Below are 20,822 nucleotides of genomic sequence, written 5' to 3'. Positions count from 1 at the left end.
TCTGAAACAGGAAAGCGGCAGTTGGCAGAGCAGGAAGACAATAGATCAGCGAATGCTCCCTGGAGCGAATCAGAACTCCGGACTTCAATAGATGCTTATCTGTATTTGCTGCAGCTGGAAGCTTCAGGTGTACCGTTCTCTGTGATCGAGCAGGAAAAGCTGCTGGCTTCCGGGCCTCTTTCGAACCGGAACGAAGCCTCAGTCCGGTATCGTCTAAGAAATATTTCTCAGATCATGCAGGAGCGGGGAGAGGCGACACTCAAAGCATATTCCGCCGCGCCGCAGGTTGGCAAAAATGTAAAGGCCAGAATACACGGCCTGCTTGACGAAAGGCAGAGTACGCTACGCGCCATCGGGCAGATGGGCGGCAATCGTGGTGCTGAAGTGGTCGGGCTGGAGGATGTCCTGACCGGGCTGAGCCAACTTAAGGAGATGATCTCCTCACTTGCACCCGAACCACGTCCGGTTGCGGGCATCGGCCACAACAATCCGCCCGAAAACATCGTCCTCGGAGCAGATGATTTTTCGGAAGCCGTCCGAGCGATCTCCCGCATTGAGAGCGCGGTTTCAGGTGATGCCCCCGATATCGATACGGTTGAACGCAGCTCGAACATTCTGGTCACACTTGGGATGAAATCGGCGCTGTGGGCGGGTCAGCGGCTCACCGACTTTGCAAAAGCCGGTGCTGTTGCAGCCGGAACCGGGGCCGGGCTGTCCCTGTACGGTCTTGGCGGCCAAATCGTCGAGACACTGCATCGGGTCTTTACCTACCTTTTTTAAGGGGGTGTCCGCAAACCGTGTTGGTTCACTTCGTCCTAATCTGAAAGGGCCTGTATTACCTCGCTTTTCCAGCGGAGGATGTAGTCGGTGTGGAACATCCGGTAGAGATCGTTGCGCATTTTGGTAATGTGCGCTGTCTCACCGGAAGGACCTATGCTGTATTGCAGTGTGAAAGTCTTCATAGCCATGGGTTATCTACCTTTTTGTGCCTGCGTAACGGTCAGGGCGTTTTATTGCAGGTCTTGCTACAATAATAAGATGGTGCCGAAGAGTGCGTATTCCGGGGTGATGCGCCCACCGATTCCGATTTGATGCGCCCACCGATTCCGGGGTATGCGCCCACCCCTGTGACGTGCCGCTGCGAGGCAATCTGTAACCGGCTACCTTCCGCCCTTTTGGCACGAAGGAAGCCCGATGAAGAGATTGCCGATGCAGAAGATACGAGACGTGTTGCGGCTGTCAGCCGAGGGTCTTTCGACCCGTCAAATTGCGGCGAGCCTTGCGATCGGGCGGACCACCCTTCGGGGCTATCTTGAACGTGCCACCGAGTTGGGCCTGAGTTGGCCGCTGCCGCCAGAGATGTCAGATACGGAGCTCGAGCATCGTCTGTTTGATCGGGCCTACCAGAACACCAAACGTATCGCGACCCAGCCTGACTGGGCACATGTTCACCGCGAGTTGCGCCGCAAGGGCGTGACGCTGTCGTTGCTGTGGGAGGAATATCGCACCGATCATCCGGAGGGCTACGGCTATTCCCGGTTCTGCGAGCTTTACACGCGGTGGGAAGGCAAGCTGTCGCCAGTAATGCGCCAGCGCCACCCGGCGGGCGAGCGGCTGTTTGTCGATTACGCAGGGCACACGATCGACGTGATTGACCCCATGACCGGCGAAGTGCGCACGGCACAGCTGTTCGTCGCCGCCCTCGGAGCCTCGAGCTACACCTTTGCGGAGGCGACCTGGACGCAATCGCTGCCGGATTGGGTCGCGAGCCATGTGCGCGCCTTCGGCTTCCTCGGGGGTGTGACAGCGCAGATCGTCTCCCCTCTCATTGTTTGCAAGCAAACAACTGCCGGGCAGCGGACAACCTGAAGGCCGGGGTCACCAAGGCGTGCTTCTACGACCCTGTGATCAACCGGACCTATGGAGATCTGGCCGCGCATTACGACACGGCCGTTGTGCCTGCGCGGCCGCACAAACCAAAGGATAAAGCAAATGTTGAGGGCGCGGTTTTGCTGGTTGAACGCTGGATGTCGCACCAGAGGTGCGCCATTTGGTTCCGAGGCGCACCTCTGGTGCGACGGCGCGACTGCGCAACCGTCAGTTCTTCAGCCTTGAGGACGTGAACGCGGCCATTCGCCCACTTCTGGACCAGCTCAACGACAAGGTCTCGCGCCATCTCGGCGCCAGCCGCAGGCAGCTGTTCGAGCAGCTGGACAAGCCCGCCCTGAAGCCGCTGCCGGTGGCGTCCTATGTCTATGCCGAATGGAAGAAGTGCCGCGCCGGGCTCGATTACCACATCGCGATCGACCGGCATTATTACTCCGTGCCCCATCAGTTGCTGAAGAAGGAGCTGTGGGCGCGCATCACCGCCCGGACGGTCGAAGTCTTCCATATCGGGCAGCGTGTCGCATCCCATGTGCGCACCTCCGGGAACGGGCAGCACTCCACGCAGCGCGATCACATGCCCGCGCACCACAGGTTCCGCGAGGACTGGACGCCGCAGCGCCTCCAGGCCTGGGCCGCCCGCATCGGGCCGAACGTCGCGATCTTCGCCGAGGTCGTGATGCGGGACCGCAAGCACCCCGAACAAGGCTATCGCACCTGTCTGGGCGTAATCCGGCTGGCTGACAGGTTTGGCCGGGACCGCCTCGATGCCGCCTGCCATCGCGCCTTGGAGATCAACGCCCGATCCTACTCATCAGTCCATTCGATCCTGAAGAATGGGCTGGAGAGCAAGCCCCGCACCCGCGCCACGGAGGAGCCTGCCATCACCCACACCAACATCCGTCGCACCAAAGGTGCGCCGACTCAATCAAAAGGCCCGCCTTCGGCGGGACGCGCCGATTACTTCCATTGAAAGGAACACAATGCTTGACCACCCAACCCTCGATCACCTGAAGGCCCTGCGGCTCGATGGTATGGCCGAAGCGTTCTGCGAACTGCAATCTCAGGACGCTGCTGCCGATCTCAGCCACGCCGAATGGCTTGGCTTGTTGGTCGACCGCGAGGTCGCCAGCCGTGAAACCAAGCGCTTCGAGGCCCGCATGCGCTCGGCCAGGCTGCGCCATGTGGGTGCCTGTCCAGAGGACGTCGATTACCGCGCAAGGCGCGGCCTCGACAAGGCGCTGTTCCAAAGCCTGCTCACCGCCAAATGGATCACCGACAAGCGCAACCTGATCATCACCGGCCCCTGTGGGGTCGGCAAGACCTGGCTCGGTTGCACCCTGGCGCAAGCGGCCTGTCGCGACGGCGTCACCGTGGTCTACAAACGGATGCCACGGCTCTTCGAAGAACTGGAACTGGCCCATGGTGACGGGCGCTTTCTGCGCCTGTTCCGCAGCATCACCAAGGCGCAACTGTTAATCCTGGACGACTGGGGTCCGGATAGACTCACCGCCACGCAACGCCGCGATCTGATGGAGATCGTCGAGGAGCGCTACGGCCGCGGCGCGACCATGATCACCAGCCAGTTGCCTATCACAGCGTGGCACGACGTCATCGGCGAGCCCACCTTCGCCGACGCCATCCTCGACCGCATCGTCCACAACGCCTACCGCCTCGAGCTCGAGGGCGCGTCCATGCGGAAAACCATCGCCAAAATGGATGACGAAATGCCTCAAACCTGATACTCGAATTCCACTGCCTCACGGCAACGCGTCACAGGTGGGCGGATGCTCCGGAACAAGTGGGCGCATGTTGTCGGAATGAGTGGGCGGATACTCCGGAATACGCACCGAAGAGTTATGATCAAAGAGGATTGCCTCGGGGTAACTTGAAAAAAGACGGGCAAGCAGGCGGTCAATCTGTGGCGTGTTAATTTCCACCCAGAGGTGACCCGGGGTAGCGGCATAATTCCCATTGAGAATGGGGGTATCCGCAAATCGTATTGATTCACTTCGGCCTAAACTGAAATAGCCTATATATATCCGCCTTTCCAACGGAGGATATCGGCATTGTAGCGTTCCGGGCGATACCTCACCCAGAACGCAGACATCTTCACCAGTCGTGATTGACCGTTTATTCAAGTGAGCTCTGCCAGGAGTTTTTGTATTTCGGCAAAGTGCTCACTAACGAATGCCAGAGCGCTATCCTGATTTTCCAGCCATTTTGCGTTTTCAATATGCGGTGGCAAACCAGGAGCCGACATTTCGGCTTCGACGATCAGGGTTTTATTCACGGCATTTTCTACAACCGCAATGGTCGCGGTGATGAAACTATCATCTACACATAGTGCCTGCTCAATGCTGAATGCGAGTGGAACGAGAGTGTCTTTGGTTGACATGATATCTCCTTGTTGAACCAAATTTTGCCGACCTTACTGTCCGGCAGAACTGACTTGGGTATCCCGCCCCAAACTGAAAAACATAAATCTGCAAATTTCTAAAAAAATCTTGCTCAGCCGTGTGTGACAGGCTTGCGGCCAAGGATAAATATATTGTATAATAATACCTTATATCGCTTCTGCTTTTTATCACGACTTAATAGGGTGGTATTGTCCCGGTTGCGTCCCGATTTCTCAACTCGTTTAGGCCGCCTCTCGCTCGAAGGCCAAGGGGCTTTACCGCCCAGTGATCCATTAAGTCTTCACCAATCGCGTACTCACCCCCTTGGGGACGTCGTGAATGTCTTCCTCAAGGAAGGCTAACGTGTCGACCCGCGACATTCAGCGACAAGATCATGGCGCCTGACAACCGGTTTTCCTGTGCAGTGACGAGCGTATGGATTTTCCGAGGTCATGCAGACGTTTGCGGCCCGGTCACCGATCCTCTTGGCATCGCCAAGTAGACATCCAGTGATCGCGCAATTCCCTTGGGCGAGAAATCCGGCCACCTCGATCCAGGAACCAGAGCAGCTTACTTACTTACTTACTTACTTACGTAACTTACCAACTTACTTACGTAACTTACTGACCTAAGAACTGACTTACTTGCAAACTTGCGGAACGTGGTCAGTCAGGCGAAAAGTTTGATTACATTTTTGGCTCGTGAAAAAACATGCCCAAGTCCCTCACACATGGAAACAGGAAGGACAACCAGCATGGCCGCCATTCACACACAAGCCGAAATCATCAGGTCCGGGGAAGCTCTGGCGTTAGAGCTCGGAGATGACCCGCGCCCGTGGCAAATTTTTGAAAAACTGGGCAAACAAGGCAAATTCGACCGGGTTAAGAAAATTTGGGAACAGCACCGCGCGGAGCAGAATGATGCACCGTCGCATTCAGAAATCGTGCTTCCGGACGACGCTGAGGCCAGGATTGACGCGGGTTTGCAGGCACTACGCGCGAGCATGCAACAGCTTATTGCTCGCCTCATCGCCACACAACAGGAGGAGTGGCACCGCAATCTCAGCCTCCAGCAACGCGATCACCAGAGCGAAATGGAAAAGCTGCGCGGCGAGAAGGCAAACCTGATCCAGCTCGTCGACGAGCTGGAGAAAACAATCATCGAACTCGAGACAAAACTCGCACGTGCTGAACAACCAAAACCGGCGGCGAAGCCGAAGGGGCAACCGGCGGCTCGTAAGTCTCCAAATCGAGCTCCAGCGAAAACTCGTCAGGCGCCTCCTCCGACCGCGTCTGCAAAGAAGGGCGCTCCGGCAAGCTCGACAACGACGGATTGAGCCCGTCACGCGCCATTGATGCGGCAAGGTCAGGCTGATGCCCTGATTGATGCATGGCTCGTGCCCAGGTTTCAGGATCTCGCGCTGCCGCCGCAGCAGCCGCCATCGGAGATTCCGGATGAATGGCGTCGATAAAATGGGCGGAGGCCAGAGCGGCTTCCGCCTCTTCACGCGTGCGCGCGGCTTGGAGCTTCTGCCGTGCCTTTGCGGCAGCTTCCTTTCGCTCGTCCTCGCGGGCCCTGGCGATTTTAGCCGAATCTTCCTCTCTGGCCTGCGCGCGATCCAGGGCGCGCAATTGCATCCAGGTCTCCCATGCCAGCGCATTGTGGTCGCGCACGTCCTCTCGGCGTTGCCGGGCGACCGAGTGATCCTTGCCCAGGTTCCGGTTCAAGCGGCGACCGCGGGCCGTGCGCCTCGGACCAAGGTGTTTTTGAGCGATCAGGCCTCCGGGGGCATCGCCCGCCTCCGCCATTCGGTTATAGGAACGCATGTCGATGCGGCTTTTGCTGCCGACCTTTTCCAGCGCCGCATTCGTTCGTTTTTCCCACTCTGAGCGAATCCGCAATAGCTCTGCTGGACCCTGTGTCTTGTCGTCCAGCTCTCGCGTCTTTCCGGCAAACGCGCCGGTTTGGGGATCGACTCGACGCGTTGAGAACAAGAGATGCGCGTGAAAGTTCAGGTTTGTTGCCGCCGGGTCCCAAAGTCTGGATAAATTCCTGTCATCGACTTTGCCGCCGATGTTTTTCCAGAAGATCTTCCCGGCATCTTGATCGTGGAAATTCGGCGCATGGATGTTCGCTTGTACGGCTACACCGTATTGATCCCTGAGCCACAGCGCCATTCCTCGGACCAGCCGGATCTGGGTGCCGAGCGGTAGATCGGCGGGCAGAGCGGGGCGCAGTTCCCTCGCCACGCGCGCGTTGGACCTGGTTTCGGCAGCTTCTGCGGCGTTCCACAGCTCTGCTGCTGTGCCTGTCCAGCCGATGATTTCGTCGGACAGAAGGCCCGTCTTTGAACGGTAGGTATGGCGCCGCCCGGTGCGCAGATCGACAAAGGATGTACGCCCGCGATAGGCGGCAGCCGCCACCGACGAATGGCCGTCGGCGCGCGAGTAAGTTGAAAGGGTCAGATGGCTTGCTGCATGTATCATGCATCGGGAGATGATGCCCGGAAGCGGTTTCCGCTCCAAAAGCCCCCCGGCGAGGGGCGCGGCAAACTTCAGTTTGCGTAACTGCGCGCTTGCCTACGGCAGTCGGGGCCAAAGGCCACGCTTCGCTGTTCCGAGGAGCGAAGCAATTTCCCAGGCACCATTTATATCCTGACCGACGAAAGGATACAAAATGGCGACCCTGGAAACACAGATTGCTCAGGCACAAAATCGGCTGAAGGACTTGCAGGTACGGGCCCGCAAAATTTCACGGACCGAGGATACACGCAGGAAGATACTTTATGGTGCCTCTGTGCTGCGGCTATTGCGGGAAGCCGATGAGACAAAGAGCTTGAAGCTCCGAGAGTTGTTGGATGAGAGAATCGAGCGCGAGAAGGATCGTGAGTTCCTCGGGCTGCGACCGCTGAAACGGGCCACGGCCGTTGTTACTGAACCGTGATTTTTGGTTGTCAGGCGCTTATTGAGCAAAACGAAACCCCGCCTTGGCCCATCGCTGTGTTAGGCGCACGATATCCTGCTTCTTGGCTCTTCAGCACATCAGATAGTAGTATCACCATAGATATTCGTCTCTACCAAAGAGAGCGTACATCTGGCGTATTTTTTTTGCCGGGACCTCACCGAATATCGTATGTATGTAAAAAACAATCTCATGTAGTTGGGGGATGAGGTGCTCCGGAATGCCATTCTCGGCGCCATGCTCGACACAGCTAAAAAGTGCATTTTCAAGACTCTCAGACTGATTGAGTACAGCAGTCATGATGTCATCGTTTTCCAGAGAGATATCACCAGATACCACATCAGCGCGGAACTTCCCGGGCGCTACGTTTTTTTTATGCGGGGACGTATCCTCGGCATTAAAGATTTGCAACTTTTCAAGAAGTTCCACGAGGCCCGACGTGTCCCCCGCCAGGAAGGTTTCGCTGCTTTTCAGTGTTGTCACGAAGATTCCTTTCAAAAACCAGTCCCCGTAATCTCGACACCAACAGGCTGTCAAGGTCCCCGCACCTGGACCGTCGAGGGTTTGACACCCGTTAGAACAGCTGGGTGGCACATGTGCCGTTGGCGATATTTACCCTACCTTTGGGGGGAAGAGGCTGGAAGATTGCGAGATCGTGGGCGAGGTGCCCCGCATATCTCGGAGCGCGACCATGAAGAGGTCAGGTCGGTGAATGTGGCCGATGACGGGTCCGGTCCGGCCGGAGTAGGTCTTCTTGCAGCGGCTCCTCCGGTAGCGCTGGACCTTGGTCTGTGTGCGACCCCACTTCTGGCGGCGCTTGTCGCCGCTAAAAGGACTCTATTGTTCTCGGTGTGTCCGCACTTCGATCTCCGAAATCGCCTCCGTCTTTCGCCGGAAATCCCGGATCTTCGTCTTGGCGTCCTCGATCTGGGTTGGATTCAGTTCACCGAGGACGTTGAAAAAACGGCGAAAATCGTGATGTAGCAAGTGCATCCACCGTTGGAAAAACGGAGGAATATACGCCTTTTCGGGTTGAGGCGAAGTGAACCACCACGGCTTGTGGACACCCCCCAAAATTACGCCAACGCAAGTTCTTGGGCCATACGCTTCCAAGCCACGCACAGCTCTCCTCGGAAATGATTTCGTTCCGAGTTTCGTTCCAAAAGCGGAACTCCAACTTCACAATCCCCACATAAGTGCCAACGAAAGGTAGTGTCTGCGCAAAGCGAAAATTCGCAAATTTTTCGAGGCCATAAAGACGTTTTAAATCAGATACTTATACGGCACTCAAAAACGAATCGAAAGCTATTACCTGCGCACGAAACCTATAGAGTGCGCAAAGTTTTTTTAGATCTTTTTTGTCGGTGATCTGAGGCAGTTCGAGACATGAAAAAGCCCGCCTCAGAGAGGCGGGCCATTATATCTTTTTCTTCGTTTCTTGCCGCAGTCAGCTATCCAAGGCTTTGAGGAAAAGGTGATCCTTTCGGTACATGCTCCGGAAATCACTATGCGTGAATGGCGTGGCCACTCTCGCAGTCTTGGTCTTGCTGACCCACCAGTCCGTGAAGTGATCTCGGATCAGCCGTTCGGCACCTTCGTCCTGCGCGGCGGCAATCGCCCTCTTGGTGATATCGATCAGAACCCCCCAGCGATACGCGCCGGCAGCCACCAAACGATCCAAGAAGTCCTGGGTCATCAGATCGGCATCAACTTCCACACCTGATCTGACGGCGTAGCTTCCTACGATTTCGTGTACGGTCTTATAGTCATCCGGCAAAGATACGTCGTTGAACTGGACGCGATGAAGCAGTCGATGCAACTGGGGTTCCGCCTTCATGTAGCCCTCCAGTTCCGGCACCCCGGAGAAGATCAGCATTAAGGGCCAGTCGTGGGACTTCATGAGGGTCTTGAACGAGTCCAGGACGGCGAGGCAGTCTGCCGACTTTTTCTCACGGAAAATGTGTTGCGCTTCATCAAAATGAATCCCGATGGTTCCAGCGAGCTTGGCCTCCCTGACGACAATATCCCAGATTTCACTTTGCGTCAGACGTGCCTTCTCGCCGATGGGAAATCCAACCGCCTGAGCAGTGCTTCTGCCGAGGTCCTTCCAGCTTCCGATCCCCTTCAAGACGCATTCGGCAAAGCGTGCGTGCGCACCATTCGGCAGTTCGGCCTCGCTCGCATTGAACCGAGCAATCAGGGAGCGGATTTCCGTCGTCTTTCCGCTGCCTGACTGTCCCGTCACCAACAGGCCTTCCGCTTCGAAACGGCCACCACCGATCAGGTGTCCCAAATGCGTGCTGAAAACCTTGGAGAAGTCTGACTTCAAAAGCGAGGCTCTTGGGAGGGGATACAGGCGACCACCGGAATTGGCCGCCGCATCCCGGTACGCCGCTTTGACAAATTCGTTCATACTTTACTCTCCGTGACAGGGCTGAACATTGGAGTGAATTCATTGATCGCCGTATCGGCTCCCTTCGAAGAGACGTCCGGCTTTGGCGGCTTGTCGCCTTCTGAGGGGGATGACGGCACCGGAACATCCGCTGGTCCGACCGGTTCTGAGAGGGGCTTTTGCGGAACGTTGCCGGGTTCCCGGCTCATGATGCTTCCGGCGGCACCGACAGGCGCAGACCGCGACAGGGAAACAAACTCAACATTGGCCATGTCGTCCGCCTGCCGACGAAGTTCATCAATTTTCGTATAGGAAGATGGCAGGTTGGAATCCGGAAAATAGCCGGACTCCCGGACCCTGCGCCGCTGAGCCTCCTCGAGGTGCTGTTTATGCAGCACGCGCAGTTCGGGGTTTGCTTCGCAAGCGGCACGCATGATAGCGGTAGCCTCTTCCAACGTCATGTCCGCAAAGATGGTCAACTTCAGGTCCGCTGTGATGATCTCCTTCGCCTCTTCGCTCAGGATGCTGACTTTACGAAGGTCGTCAGGATTCAGCAGAACAGTGCATTTCTTGCTTGCGCCACCCGCAAATTCCTGGAGCTCCTTTGAATTGTAGGGAATCCCGAAGATTTTGACTCCCTCCGACGACGTTGTCGCCACAGCACTTTCTCCAAGGTGGATGCGCAACAATTCCCCGCTCGGCGCTTTGATGCCATCAGTGAGATTCTTGACTTCCTCGTATTTCTGCCAAGGCGTCGCACCGAACATCCCCGTACCGCTGTGGCTGTCAAAGGGATACTCATCGATAAAGTACCGCGTGATCACCTTCATCAAGTCATCAGGCGTGACGTTCGCATTTTTCTGACCGTCGTAGCCGTTCAGCTCACCAGGTCGGCTTCCGGTATATCCCGGCATGAAATTTAACACCTTCCACTGGAGAGTGCCGAACGGCCTTTCCGCATACGAGTTATCTGTCGAATTGTAGGCTCTGCCTGTCATGACAACAGTACCAAGTCCCAGCTGGCTGGCGTAGACGGCGGCATTTCGTGTAGCCGTGCCATTGTCTGACTTGACGAGCTTCAACTTAACGGGTGGTGCAGGCTCACGCATGCATCCATAGCGAACCTGCTCACGGGTCTTGTCGCGCATCGCCATTCTAAGTAGCTTTTTCTGGTGATCCCCGTCTGCAGACTCTGCGAGAATCCAAGCCAGAGGCAGCCGTGTCGCCAGATCGATCATGAAAAACATCCAAAGCCGCCTGATCTCTCCTTCTTCAAGGTCAGTCCCGTCTTTCCTAGGATCGATTACCTTGAACTGGACCTCACCATTCGCATCTGTGAAAATAGACAGAAGAACCTGATCGGTCGGACAGGATTCACCAAACTTGAGGGCACGGACATCGGTAGACCCCGCTCCGTACTTGTTTTGTGCGTGCCGCTTACCATTTCGGCCTACATCTTTCAGTGCAGGGCTCAGCTTTTTCAGTCGCGCGCGCACCGTCGTGATCGAGGGAAATTCGAAACCGTTCAGAAGAGCCATTTCCGGCACGTCGAATGCCTTTGTCGCGCCGTCATAAAGCGGACCGATCTTCGGCTGAGTTTTTCTCAAGTAGATGTTTGCGACATAATCGATGAAACGCTCCTGCGTCGCTGTAAGTTGCTTTCGTTTCTCTCCTTGCCGACCTTTCTTGTGGTGCCGCCGCATCAGTACAATCGGGGCACGTCCATGTTTGATAAAGGTCTCGCGCATCTCTTGAAGACTACGGCCTTTCGGCAATGAGTGGGGACGGCGCGCACTTCCGATGTGGGCGTCATGGAACAGCTTCGGATCATTTGCCAGGTCGCATGCCAAGGTACGGAGACGCTTTCGGATGTCTTGGCGATCAAGGTATCTTTGGGTGAGCTTCGCACCTTCGGCTTCCAGCGTGTCCATTGCTTCCATCAGTGCAAGTCGCGCCCGGACATCGCGTCGTTCCGGTTCCGAAATTTGTTCCAACCGTTCTAAATCGCCCGTGTAGGTCCTGAGCTGACGGCGGAGCTCAGACATCTTAGGTGTGATAACCTCGCAATCACCTACCTTGATGGCGTCGTCGACCCGATGAAAGGGCAGCACCAGGCATTCTGGATTATCGACGCCCTCCACGAAATATCCATCGGGCTCCTTGTCCACCACACGCCAACGGTGCTGGTCCAAGACCAGTTCGGAGCCCCGAGGGACATTATAGAGAGCAACCGCCGACATCAGGCCAACCGGATCCGTGAATATTTACAGATCACTGCATGCCAGTTTGCCCAGACTACACCCTGACCGACAAGACGGAGGATCGCGTCGAATGCTCGTGCCTCTGAAACATCGCATTGTGCGATCAGATCACGCATATGCCAGTAACTGCATTTGCGGGCGCGATCGAGCACATGGTCATCAGCATCCGTGTCGGAGTTGAGAGATGCTTCGTAGATACGGAGAAGGTTGTCACGATAGCCGCGCGTATATTTGTCACCGTTCACGACTTGCTTGTCATCCGCGAAGGACTTCGGTGTAGCCTCGAAAATAGCATCGATTTCGTCCTGAGTTTCCTGACGAGCAAGGCTTTCGCCGTGGCGAACGAACAGCACTCGACGAAAGCCATCACGAAAGGTGATCCGCAGATCATAACTGTGCGGCGTCATCTTACCGCTAGGGGCCTGATAGTAGATCGGCGGAAGCTGGACTTCGAGGCCGTACAACTCGGGTGACAAAAGCGCCTCAAGGCCAGCCGCCATTTCGCGCTGCCCATCAAAATGATAGATCTTGCGCTGTCCGCGGGTCGCGGGTGTCGCAATGGTCATGGAAATGCGAGAGGTAGACGCGCTGCGGGTCAGCGGATTGCGGAAACCATCATAGGGCAAGACGCCATGGACCGGGTCCACCACCAAGGCGGGCTTCTTCTTCTGTTCGCCAGTCGATGTGTCCCATTCGAGAGGATAGGGCATGACGTCTCCGTTCTCATCCGCCCGTGCGAGTGAGGTCTTGAGTTACGATTTCCGGGTTTCGATCGCGGTTGCCTGAACTCTCCGAATTTGTTCTTGGGCAACATTACGCGGCCAACAGCCCTTTTCTAGCGGTGCATATTCAGGTGCGCATGGTGATGCGGAACCCGGTTTTCATTGTTCTCCAACCCGCACGGTGCGGTTCGGCGGGACCGTTCAGCCCCATGCGATTCGAGTCAATTATTATTTTATTACAGCATATTAGCTTTCATTTCCTTCCTCAAAACTCGCACGCCTGATCGTCATGTTCACGTCAGTCATGGGTGTCGTGCCTTCACTTGGCTTAGCTCTATCTGCGCCTTGTAATGAGGATTTAGGTTTTGAAATTTGCGAATGAAAGCTTGGGGGAGCGTCAAGATGTGGACGGAGTATCTACTTTACTCAATTCCATGCGCTTTCCAGCGCCGACGCTGCATCTCGCCTTCGAGATGCAGCAGGTGACTTTCGCTCCCGAACACCATATCTGGGGGGAGGTTTGGAAAATCGACGCAGATGCAGCGCCCAAGCAGGCCGCCATGAAACTTTGCCAGATCTTCGGTCAATTTTTTCCGGATCCTGATGGCAGTCGCATAGGCCATGCCATGATTGTCCTGGAGCTCACGCAAAGTCAGCATCGCGCCTCTTTGCCGGTACTGGATGATCTCTTCGGCGAGCCCGAAATAGAACCGCAAGCCCCGGTGGATGCCATGCAGATCCGTTCCCGATGTCAGGCTGAACTGCTTCTTACATTTCCGACAGGTCCGTATTTTTCGCAGGTCAAGAAAATGGACATTTGTCTGAAAACAGTTCGGACACACCGGCCCATCTGGCCATCGAACCTGATACAACCGAGCCTCGCAGGCTGACTCTGATGGAAAGGCGGCATCAAGACCAGCAGGGGGAAGACCAAGATACACTGAAATCCAGTGTATCCGTTCCAGAGTCTTGTTTGGGAATAGGTCTGGCGTCATGTGGGGGCCATAGCACATCCGCCTGGTTCGAATGAACAGGTTAAGTCATGGTGCGAGGTCATAACGCAAACGGAAATTTCCGATATCCTTTCCGGTCCAGGTTTTCACGGATCGGCTTGGACGGCGTAGGTTGCAACCCACATCCAGTGCCAGAGGCCGATCTAATCTGGACCTAACGGATCGGGCCGATCAGGATCATGCAACAACCTCATATCCCTGATGCGCCTTGCGGCGATGCGGCGTGGCGGTTGTTGTGCCGAACAGGCAAATCCCGCTGCGCGCACCGCAGGCAGCCCTATCGAACCTTTGCTCCAGGAGAAGCATCCGCTCTGCTGCAGGCTGCACCGACGGCAGCAAAGCGCAGATAGCGGGCTTTGCAAAGTCGATGTCGTCGAACTTGGCTGACCGACACAACCGGCCCGAAGCAGCCTTTGCCAACTAGAGTCGGTTGCTGCAGTGCGGCCCGTTAAACCGGCCATTCGCTGGGGGTGCGAAAAACAACGTTTGCACGATCTCAAACCAGTTGTGTAAGGCCGTCCATTCCTCAGTTCTAGGCAATCGCTTTCCGCACGGCGCGGGAGAATTGGTCGAGAAGGTCGGGTTTGGAAAGCAGGGCGTCTCGGAGAAACTTCGGAATTTCAAGTTGCACACCCAATGATCGGCTGCCTCGATTGCAAATATTGTCCTTATGCTCTCCAGCAAGCTCATCACACCCAACAGCAGCATGGAAACCCTCCAACTGAAGCTCTTTGATTATGGCATCTCTGGTATCAGCATCCAGCCCTCCAACATGAACAGTCGTGGGATCATCGCGGTCTTTGCGACCATGGAAAGCGACTACCACAGCGTGTTCTCTGACAATCTCGATTGCTTTCTCGTCGTCGTACTTATGAGACGTCACATGCAAATCACTGTGAGGTCTTTTTCGAATGCCCTCAAATAGGTACAGCGAATGGTCTTCGCTCGCCACGGCTATAGACAACTCAGACGTCCCCGGCTCAATTCTGCCTCCATGAGGGGCCATGATCAAACAATCCGAAGCTCGCTTCACGGCTCGCTTCTGATAATCGGTCCCATCTTTTTCGACAACATAAAGCTCTTTAAAGCTGGAATACTTGTCTTTCGGCATCATGCACCTTATAATATCGACCCAGTTCATACTGCTTGGTCGGCTGTTTCATAGTTTGACGGTCATGCGATTGGGTTGGTACTAGTTCGTTCATTTGATAAGATGTATTGATATCAGTGGCAAAGCCGACTGTATTCAGACAGAACCATGACATAGTTTGCATGGCGTCAAGAAACCCCGTTCATCTTATTGCGCAAACCTTCAGACCAGTCCTTTAACGACTGAATGTCTGTCAAGATTTCGGATGGCTCTGGTGGTTCGGGGTCATGACCACGGGAAGGATCGTGCGCATCAACGAAGTCACAGCATTTTTTGAACCCATTTTGGAAAGCTTGCACATCGGCCTCTTCTAAAGCTGTGACACGCTTCAAATGTTTAGTGTCAATGTAATCGCGGTGACGTATTACAACATTGGCAAATACGATGTCCTCTAGCGCCCGTTCCCAAGTCGCCCGCAATCGACTGTAGAGCGAAGATACTGCGGTTTTGTAACCTTCGTCGTCATTCGCTTCAAACAAGCGCTTTGCAGCGCGGGCCTCTTTTTCAAGTTTGTCAATCCGGTCTCGAATACTAGACGCCGTCCACGGCAAATCCTTGTTGACGATCCCGACGACATCCTGTCCGCGTGTGAGATGCGCCAGTGCAGTCGGCGTATTTCGCTCCGAAGCCAGCTGTGCCAGATCGTTTACGAAGATCATGTCATGCGTGAACACGATAACCTGCCGCACGCCGGCTTCTTTTGCTAAGCGCTTGGCGACTTTTGAGCGCCAGCGATGATCGAGCGATGAGACCGGATCATCGAACACCAACGCAGATGTATGCGATGCGTTGGCCAATTCGGTAAGGTATGAGGCCAGCGCTACACACGTCTGCTCGCCCTCGCTGAGCACATCATGGACCTTAGCCTTGGGGTTGGCATAGAGCTTCACTTCGTATTGCGGTGAACCGAATTTGCCCCCCGAGCGCACAACCTCAACCCGCACGCGATTACCAGCCAACGCGACGATCTCTTGTTGAAATCGGTCGCGCATACGCGGCGTGATCAGATTGTCGGCAATTTCGTTCCCAAGCCGCGTGATCGCTGTGGTGGCGGTGTCGCGCAGACAGTCTTCCATGCGCTTTAGCTCTGCGAGCCTTGCGATCTCTGTTTTTGCAATATCCAGCAGCTCGTGACTTTGTTTCCGATCCTGCAAATCGGCCTGTTCGTTGAGCACGGCTTCCCGTGCTTCACCGCCGGACGCGTCATCGAGAGAAGCTGCATACACGCGGGTCTGCGCGGCTTCGGTATTTACGGCTTTCGAGACGGGTTGAGGCAAAGCCAACGGATTCGGAACTTCTTCGCCGGAGAGCAGCGCAAGCGTCTGGACCTGCACACGCCGCGCCAGTGCGATGAATCTCAGCACTTGCTTTGCGAGCGTGAAGTTACCGGTTTTCAAGCGCCGATAGACCGCAGAGACCTTGTTGACGTGGATGGCGACAGCGCGGAAATTTTGCTCTACTTCTCTGAAGACGCGCTCGGCCTCAGCCGCCTTGGTTTCTGTGTCCTTCTTGATGAAGTCCTCAAAGCCAAGCATCCGCGCAGCGGTGGGCTCGTCGATCTCTTGATGGCAGAGAACGCAGACATCGCCTTGCGATGGTGGGAACGCCGCCCCAGCTTCCTGCGCCACTCGCGAATATGACCTGGCGGATTCCCAGAGGGTCCGCCAGACGGCTTCCCCAACGCCCTCGACCGCTAATCCGGAAAACGCCTCGTGCGCTGCCGTGTTGGCGGCCGTCCGCATGTCGTCCGCACTCTTCTTCTTAGCATGAAGCGCCTTAATGGCCTCGTCATTCAGCGCCAGCTCGATCCGCTTCAAATAGGACTCTAGTTGATCGAACTGGGCGGCGTGGTCGCGCTGCGCTCTTGCCGCCACAGCAGGGTCTTGAGCAAGATCGCCTTGAAGCTTGGTCAGGCGCGCTTCGTCCGCATCTGAAAAGGGCGTGTTGGGCTTTATACCTGCGATAGCGGTATCATGACGAAGCGAACAAAGGGCTTTGCCAAGCGCAGAGCGGCTCGACCAGATTGGATTGGTGAAAACGGAGTTGCGCTTTCGCTCCAATGTTTCTTTCTCGGTCGTTAGGCGCGCTTTGATTTCCTGACAGACACCGGCGAGGTCATCCGGAATATCGAGGCCGAAGGGACGAAACCAAACCTCGTTTTTCTTCTGAACATGTATCGAAGCTGCATCACGGTCAAAGACCGTGATTGCGGAAAGCGTCTCAGTGGACCCGCCATCATCTTCCCACGCGACCGTTTCCGCTGTGCCGCCGGCACGGGTGATTTTCAGATCGGCTTTTGCTGCTCGCGTTGCGGAAGAGCTATAAACATCGGGCATGATTTCACCGGCATGCCGTGAGCGGCAAGCCTTCTTAAGAATTCGCGTGTAGCCGGATTTTCCTGTGCCGTTCTGCCCATAAACAATGGTCAGTCCGGACTCCTCAAAGATTAGCGTCTGGCCGGTTGCGAGCTGGTTTACACCGGAGACATTTGCAATGCCGGACAGGGAAATCGACTCGCCCTCACCAGGATCAACCGGCAGATGATCCTTTGAAAGTGGTTTGGCCGCCAGCGCTACCGTTGGATCGCCATGCTCTTTTCTGCAGAGCGCCAATAACTCCTCGAACGCCTCTTTATCGGGATAGCCGTTCAAGACAATGCGGCGCAGCGCATCGCGCTGCCACAGTGGACGGCCCTCTGACCATGCCAAGATACGTTTAGGGACAGTATCTTCGCTCTTATCTATGCTCGTGCTGTCCAAAATCACTATATTAATATCTCTCACAAAATATGGGTGTCAGAATCAGAAGCCTACGAGTGCTCAGCTAATAGCGGAAGCATATTCTTCTGTTCTCAGTTGAAATCTTTGCAGGCGCACAGAGCCCTTGTGTGTGGATACATGCGCGACGCCAATGTCAGCTTACGCTGGAGGCGGATCGATAGCTTGCAAGTGCAGCGAAGGACCGCTCCCCGCCCGACCTGCATGAGCTTCTTGGTCGGAAGGGCGTCATACATTGGTCCGCTTTGGGCTGGGAGCGGTCGAGCGTCATGCGGTGCGTGAGCGTCAGCAACGCGCAGGAAGCGGTCGCTGCAAAGTTGCGAACCATGGTCGGCCTTGATGACGCGACCGGCCCACACAGGCCATTGCCGATGCCGTCAAGCGCTGCGATGCAGCTTCACCAGACCGGACTTTCGCTGCGGCCGCATGATGCAATTGCCCTCACAGTGAAGGTCGCAGGACGGAGCGGCCACTCAAGAAGCCTTGGCAACGGCACCTTCACCTGTCTAGGTGAAGTGTGAAAAGTGTAGTGCGACCAACGCACAGCCTTGACCTATGCAGCAAGCCAGAAGTTCTTCACATTTGCCGACGGTCATGATTTTATCTGACAGGTAGATACTTTTTCTAGGTTGGTTGCCGATAACGCAGCGGACTTTTTTGTATTCAAATTACGCGGGGACACGCTGATGAAACGACTTTTTCTAATCCTACCGATTTTATTGGCAGCGTGCGCTGAAACCGAAATTCAGCCCCTGACCCAGACTTCGTTTCAAGTGATCACCTCAACTTCCGATTGTACAGCAAGTGAGGCCCGTGAGATCGCAAACATCGCCGCTGCGGTAGAAGTCATTCAAAGGGGTGGGGATCGCTTCCTATTCGTTGACGCTCAATCGAACACGAGCTTCGGAGGTGCCTTTTACAACCAATACTCGGGCCTCCAGACATACAACAACAAGGAGCAATCTCTGGTTGTACAGACGCTTTCGCCTCGCGATGCTAGTTACAACAACTCTCTATCAGCTCGAGAATTGCTTGGACCTGACTGGCAGTCTCAAGTTGCGGAGGGTGTGCCGCAAAACTGCGTTTGAATGAGCAGAGATTTCACTGCCGCCCTGTCCCATCTGCCGAAATCATCCTTGACCGTTATGCGCGCAGCCCCTTCTTCACGGATTGCTTGGTCTGCCACGATAGAAGCACAGCAGAGCTTGCGACAGGTCAATAAGGTGAACCATGCGTCAGATTGGGCTCTCCGCGGACCTCGGATGCGCTGCGGCATCTGGCGATTGACTTGGTGCTGCTCCGGCATGCCCGGCCCTTACCGAACCTTCGCGAGGACGTGGATCACGGCGCTGCGGCTTCGCCAGAACAGACATTCGTTCTTGCGCAGCATTTTCGGATTGCTACCTGAGCAGCTTGCTCGGTGCTAGCCCCGAGTAAGCGTCCTCGGCCCGGAACTGCCGTTCTTAAGGGGGGCAGCGAAGGCCCACTTCAGGCCCCAAAAAGAGCGCGAGCCTATCTTGTCTCGTCAACCTCATGTGCCATAGTGCTGACACTAACTGACGCTCGTAACCCGTACCGCCGTATTTTCTGAGAAGCGCTGTGAAGACGATCAGCAGAAAGCCGTATTCTGATGGCAACTATATACATTGATACCAATATTTTTATGAACGAAAGCTTCTTTCGCTCAGCTCAAGCCCACGCCTTTCTAAAAGCCTGTTCCATAATTCAGGTTTCCGTGGTAGTGCCAGATATCGTGATTGACGAAGTGTTAGGGAATTTTCCCAAGATGCTTAAGGCGAAATCCAAGGCATTCCACCTTGCTCAGAAAGAGCTCGGCAGACTTATTGAACTCGACGCCCAAGATATTGCGGTGTCAGAAGAGATCGGTTCCTATGAGGATTGGCTGTATAAGCTAATCGAAGAAAAGGGAATTGTGATACTCCCTTACCCTGAGGTGACATTAAAAGAACTGGTGGTGAAGTCATATGATGGAGTCAAGCCGTTCAAGGAGAGCGGTGAGGGACACAAAGACTTCTTGGTCTGGGAGACCGTGAAAAATCATATAAAGAGCAAATCTACTACGCCGCCAAATTTTTTCCTAACGAATAATACCAAAGACTTTGGAGGCAAGGACGATGCAGACAAAGATGTACTTTTTCTCAAGTTGGCCGAGCAGATCGAAGAAGTGGGGCTCAGGCCCGAACTCTACACCTCTCTAAAGGCTGCATTTGATAAGCTTTTGGCTCCGAACCTTCAAGATATAACTATTGAAGAGATTCCAGACCTAAATTCTGACGACCTACATAGGATGACGGACGAGTATCTTCTGGAAGATTTACCTCAGCGCACAGCATTTGGTTACGAAGGTTTGCCATTCGGTAACGATGTTTCCATATCGAGCGTGGGGCCGTCCGAGATTTCAGAAGTTATTCTCAAGAAGGTGGATGACGAAGTTGTTATTAATGTGAGCGGTTCCGTTGAGATCGAAGTAGACGGCTTCATGGACAAACACGCCTATTATATGGACCTTGATACGGATGGAGCCCCTAATGTTTTCGTTGTGGACGCTGATTGGAATGACCATGTAATGGCAGTTAGCTCTTCAGTAGAGACCGCGTTTGAGTTGAGTCTGTTTTATTCGGTGGCGGATAAAGAAATCACGGGATACGAGGTTTCGCTACCGGATGAAATTGATGATGATTGGCATCATTAAAAGGCTATCTTGCTCAGGTTTGCGTGAAATCAGAACGTCGGCCAGTTCAGGTGGTCCAAGTTGAGTCGGTACAGTGCTCTACTGTGGTGGCTGATAGCTCAGATCATTTGAGCCGCTTCATGGAGACACACCCGAAGTGCCTTTCTCTACGATGCCGCTGTTTCGCTGGCAGACACCGGCGCGTGCAATGTCCGCTCTTGTGGTGGAAGAGCCATTTTCGCACTTGCAGCGAATTCACACTTTCCGCCCTCATGTCCTGGGCTCGGCCCAATGCTGCGCCGGGCACGAATGTCGTACAAGGGCTGGCTGCGGTCGCCTGCGGGCAGCACTGAGGTGGTTGTGGCCCGATGACTCCGTGCTGCGCCGCCGCAAGTCGGCTTGGAGCCCTTATTGACCAATGCTGCAATTTTCCCCAACTTCGTCTATGACTGATCTGTGGAGTATGCGCAGCATAGCGTTCCGTACGGTTTTAGACCTGCCCGCGGAGGCGTTCTGCGGGGCGGGAAGAACCCAACTGGAACGGCGAAACCGTTGCACTGGCCCGTTCTCG

At 55.1% G+C, this 20,822-nt stretch carries 14 protein-coding genes and 1 pseudogene; 6 read left to right on the top strand and 9 right to left on the bottom strand.

What is annotated here, in order from left to right:
* Positions 1-21 precede the first annotated feature (21 nt).
* The 3 genes and pseudogenes from CHB75_RS04370 to istB all read left to right on the top strand — a co-directional run bounded on the left by CHB75_RS04370 (position 22) and on the right by istB (position 3,626).
* Positions 22-780 carry a hypothetical protein gene (locus CHB75_RS04370; protein ID WP_089269285.1) on the top strand — a complete coding sequence of 253 codons (759 nt, stop codon included), beginning with the start codon at positions 22-24 and terminating at the stop codon, positions 778-780.
* A 429-nt stretch (positions 781-1,209) separates the two neighbouring features.
* A pseudogene (gene istA / locus CHB75_RS04365) lies at positions 1,210-2,857 on the top strand (IS21 family transposase).
* A gap of 10 nt (positions 2,858-2,867) precedes the next feature.
* Positions 2,868-3,626, top strand: a complete 759-nt coding sequence (gene istB / locus CHB75_RS04360; protein ID WP_089269284.1) for an IS21-like element helper ATPase IstB — start codon at positions 2,868-2,870, stop codon at positions 3,624-3,626.
* A gap of 395 nt (positions 3,627-4,021) precedes the next feature.
* Here istB and CHB75_RS04355 read toward each other — a convergent pair whose 3' ends face one another.
* Together CHB75_RS04355 and CHB75_RS04345 are read right to left on the bottom strand one after the other, a co-directional pair.
* The gene (locus tag CHB75_RS04355) at positions 4,022-4,282 is read right to left on the bottom strand and encodes a hypothetical protein (protein WP_089269283.1); all 261 of its coding nucleotides are present in this window, start codon (positions 4,280-4,282) and stop codon (positions 4,022-4,024) included.
* Positions 4,283-5,440: 1,158 nt separating this feature from the next.
* Positions 5,441-6,769, bottom strand: a complete 1,329-nt coding sequence (locus CHB75_RS04345; RefSeq protein WP_089269281.1) for a MobA/MobL family protein — start codon at positions 6,767-6,769, stop codon at positions 5,441-5,443.
* Between the two features lie 190 nt (positions 6,770-6,959).
* Between CHB75_RS04345 and CHB75_RS04340 the strand changes: the two genes are divergently transcribed.
* A complete protein-coding gene (locus tag CHB75_RS04340) occupies positions 6,960-7,226 on the top strand; it encodes a hypothetical protein (protein WP_089269280.1) in 267 nt (88 codons plus the stop codon).
* Positions 7,227-7,337: 111 nt separating this feature from the next.
* On the opposite strand, the gene CHB75_RS04335 is transcribed toward CHB75_RS04340, so the two are convergent.
* The 7 genes from CHB75_RS04335 to CHB75_RS04300 form a co-directional block, all read right to left on the bottom strand.
* Complete coding sequence (locus tag CHB75_RS04335; RefSeq protein WP_089269279.1) at positions 7,338-7,727, bottom strand: hypothetical protein; 390 nt, start codon at positions 7,725-7,727, stop codon at positions 7,338-7,340.
* A 964-nt stretch (positions 7,728-8,691) separates the two neighbouring features.
* Positions 8,692-9,657 (bottom strand): ATP-binding protein, encoded by a 966-nt coding sequence (locus CHB75_RS04330; protein ID WP_089269278.1) that lies wholly within the window; start codon positions 9,655-9,657, stop codon positions 8,692-8,694.
* Positions 9,654-11,876: a Mu transposase C-terminal domain-containing protein gene (locus CHB75_RS04325; RefSeq protein WP_089269277.1), complete on the bottom strand. Its 2,223-nt coding sequence runs from the start codon at positions 11,874-11,876 to the stop codon at positions 9,654-9,656. Before CHB75_RS04325 ends, CHB75_RS04330 begins: the two co-directional genes overlap by 4 nt.
* Positions 11,876-12,607 (bottom strand): hypothetical protein, encoded by a 732-nt coding sequence (locus CHB75_RS04320; protein ID WP_089269276.1) that lies wholly within the window; start codon positions 12,605-12,607, stop codon positions 11,876-11,878. The genes CHB75_RS04325 and CHB75_RS04320 overlap by 1 nt, the downstream gene beginning before the upstream one ends.
* 434 nt (positions 12,608-13,041) lie before the next feature.
* Positions 13,042-13,614: a transposase gene (locus CHB75_RS22445; protein ID WP_176439056.1), complete on the bottom strand. Its 573-nt coding sequence runs from the start codon at positions 13,612-13,614 to the stop codon at positions 13,042-13,044.
* 550 nt (positions 13,615-14,164) lie between these two features.
* A complete protein-coding gene (locus tag CHB75_RS04305) occupies positions 14,165-14,743 on the bottom strand; it encodes a poly-gamma-glutamate hydrolase family protein (protein WP_089269328.1) in 579 nt (192 codons plus the stop codon).
* Positions 14,744-14,910: 167 nt separating this feature from the next.
* Positions 14,911-17,547 (bottom strand): AAA family ATPase, encoded by a 2,637-nt coding sequence (locus tag CHB75_RS04300; protein WP_217898761.1) that lies wholly within the window; start codon positions 17,545-17,547, stop codon positions 14,911-14,913.
* A 698-nt stretch (positions 17,548-18,245) separates the two neighbouring features.
* Here CHB75_RS04300 and CHB75_RS04295 point away from each other — a divergent pair.
* On the top strand, positions 18,246-18,647 hold the full coding sequence (locus CHB75_RS04295; protein ID WP_141135072.1) for a hypothetical protein: 402 nt from the start codon (positions 18,246-18,248) through the stop codon (positions 18,645-18,647).
* 542 nt (positions 18,648-19,189) lie between these two features.
* Positions 19,190-20,272, top strand: coding sequence for a PIN domain-containing protein (locus tag CHB75_RS04290; protein WP_089269272.1), 1,083 nt, complete (start codon positions 19,190-19,192; stop codon positions 20,270-20,272).
* The last annotated feature ends 550 nt before the right edge of the window (positions 20,273-20,822 follow it).

Source organism: Puniceibacterium sediminis, from assembly GCF_900188035.1.
Classification (GTDB): domain Bacteria; phylum Pseudomonadota; class Alphaproteobacteria; order Rhodobacterales; family Rhodobacteraceae; genus Puniceibacterium; species Puniceibacterium sediminis.
Note: the sequence above shows the minus strand (reverse complement) of the source record. Positions and strands in the feature narration are given on the sequence as shown.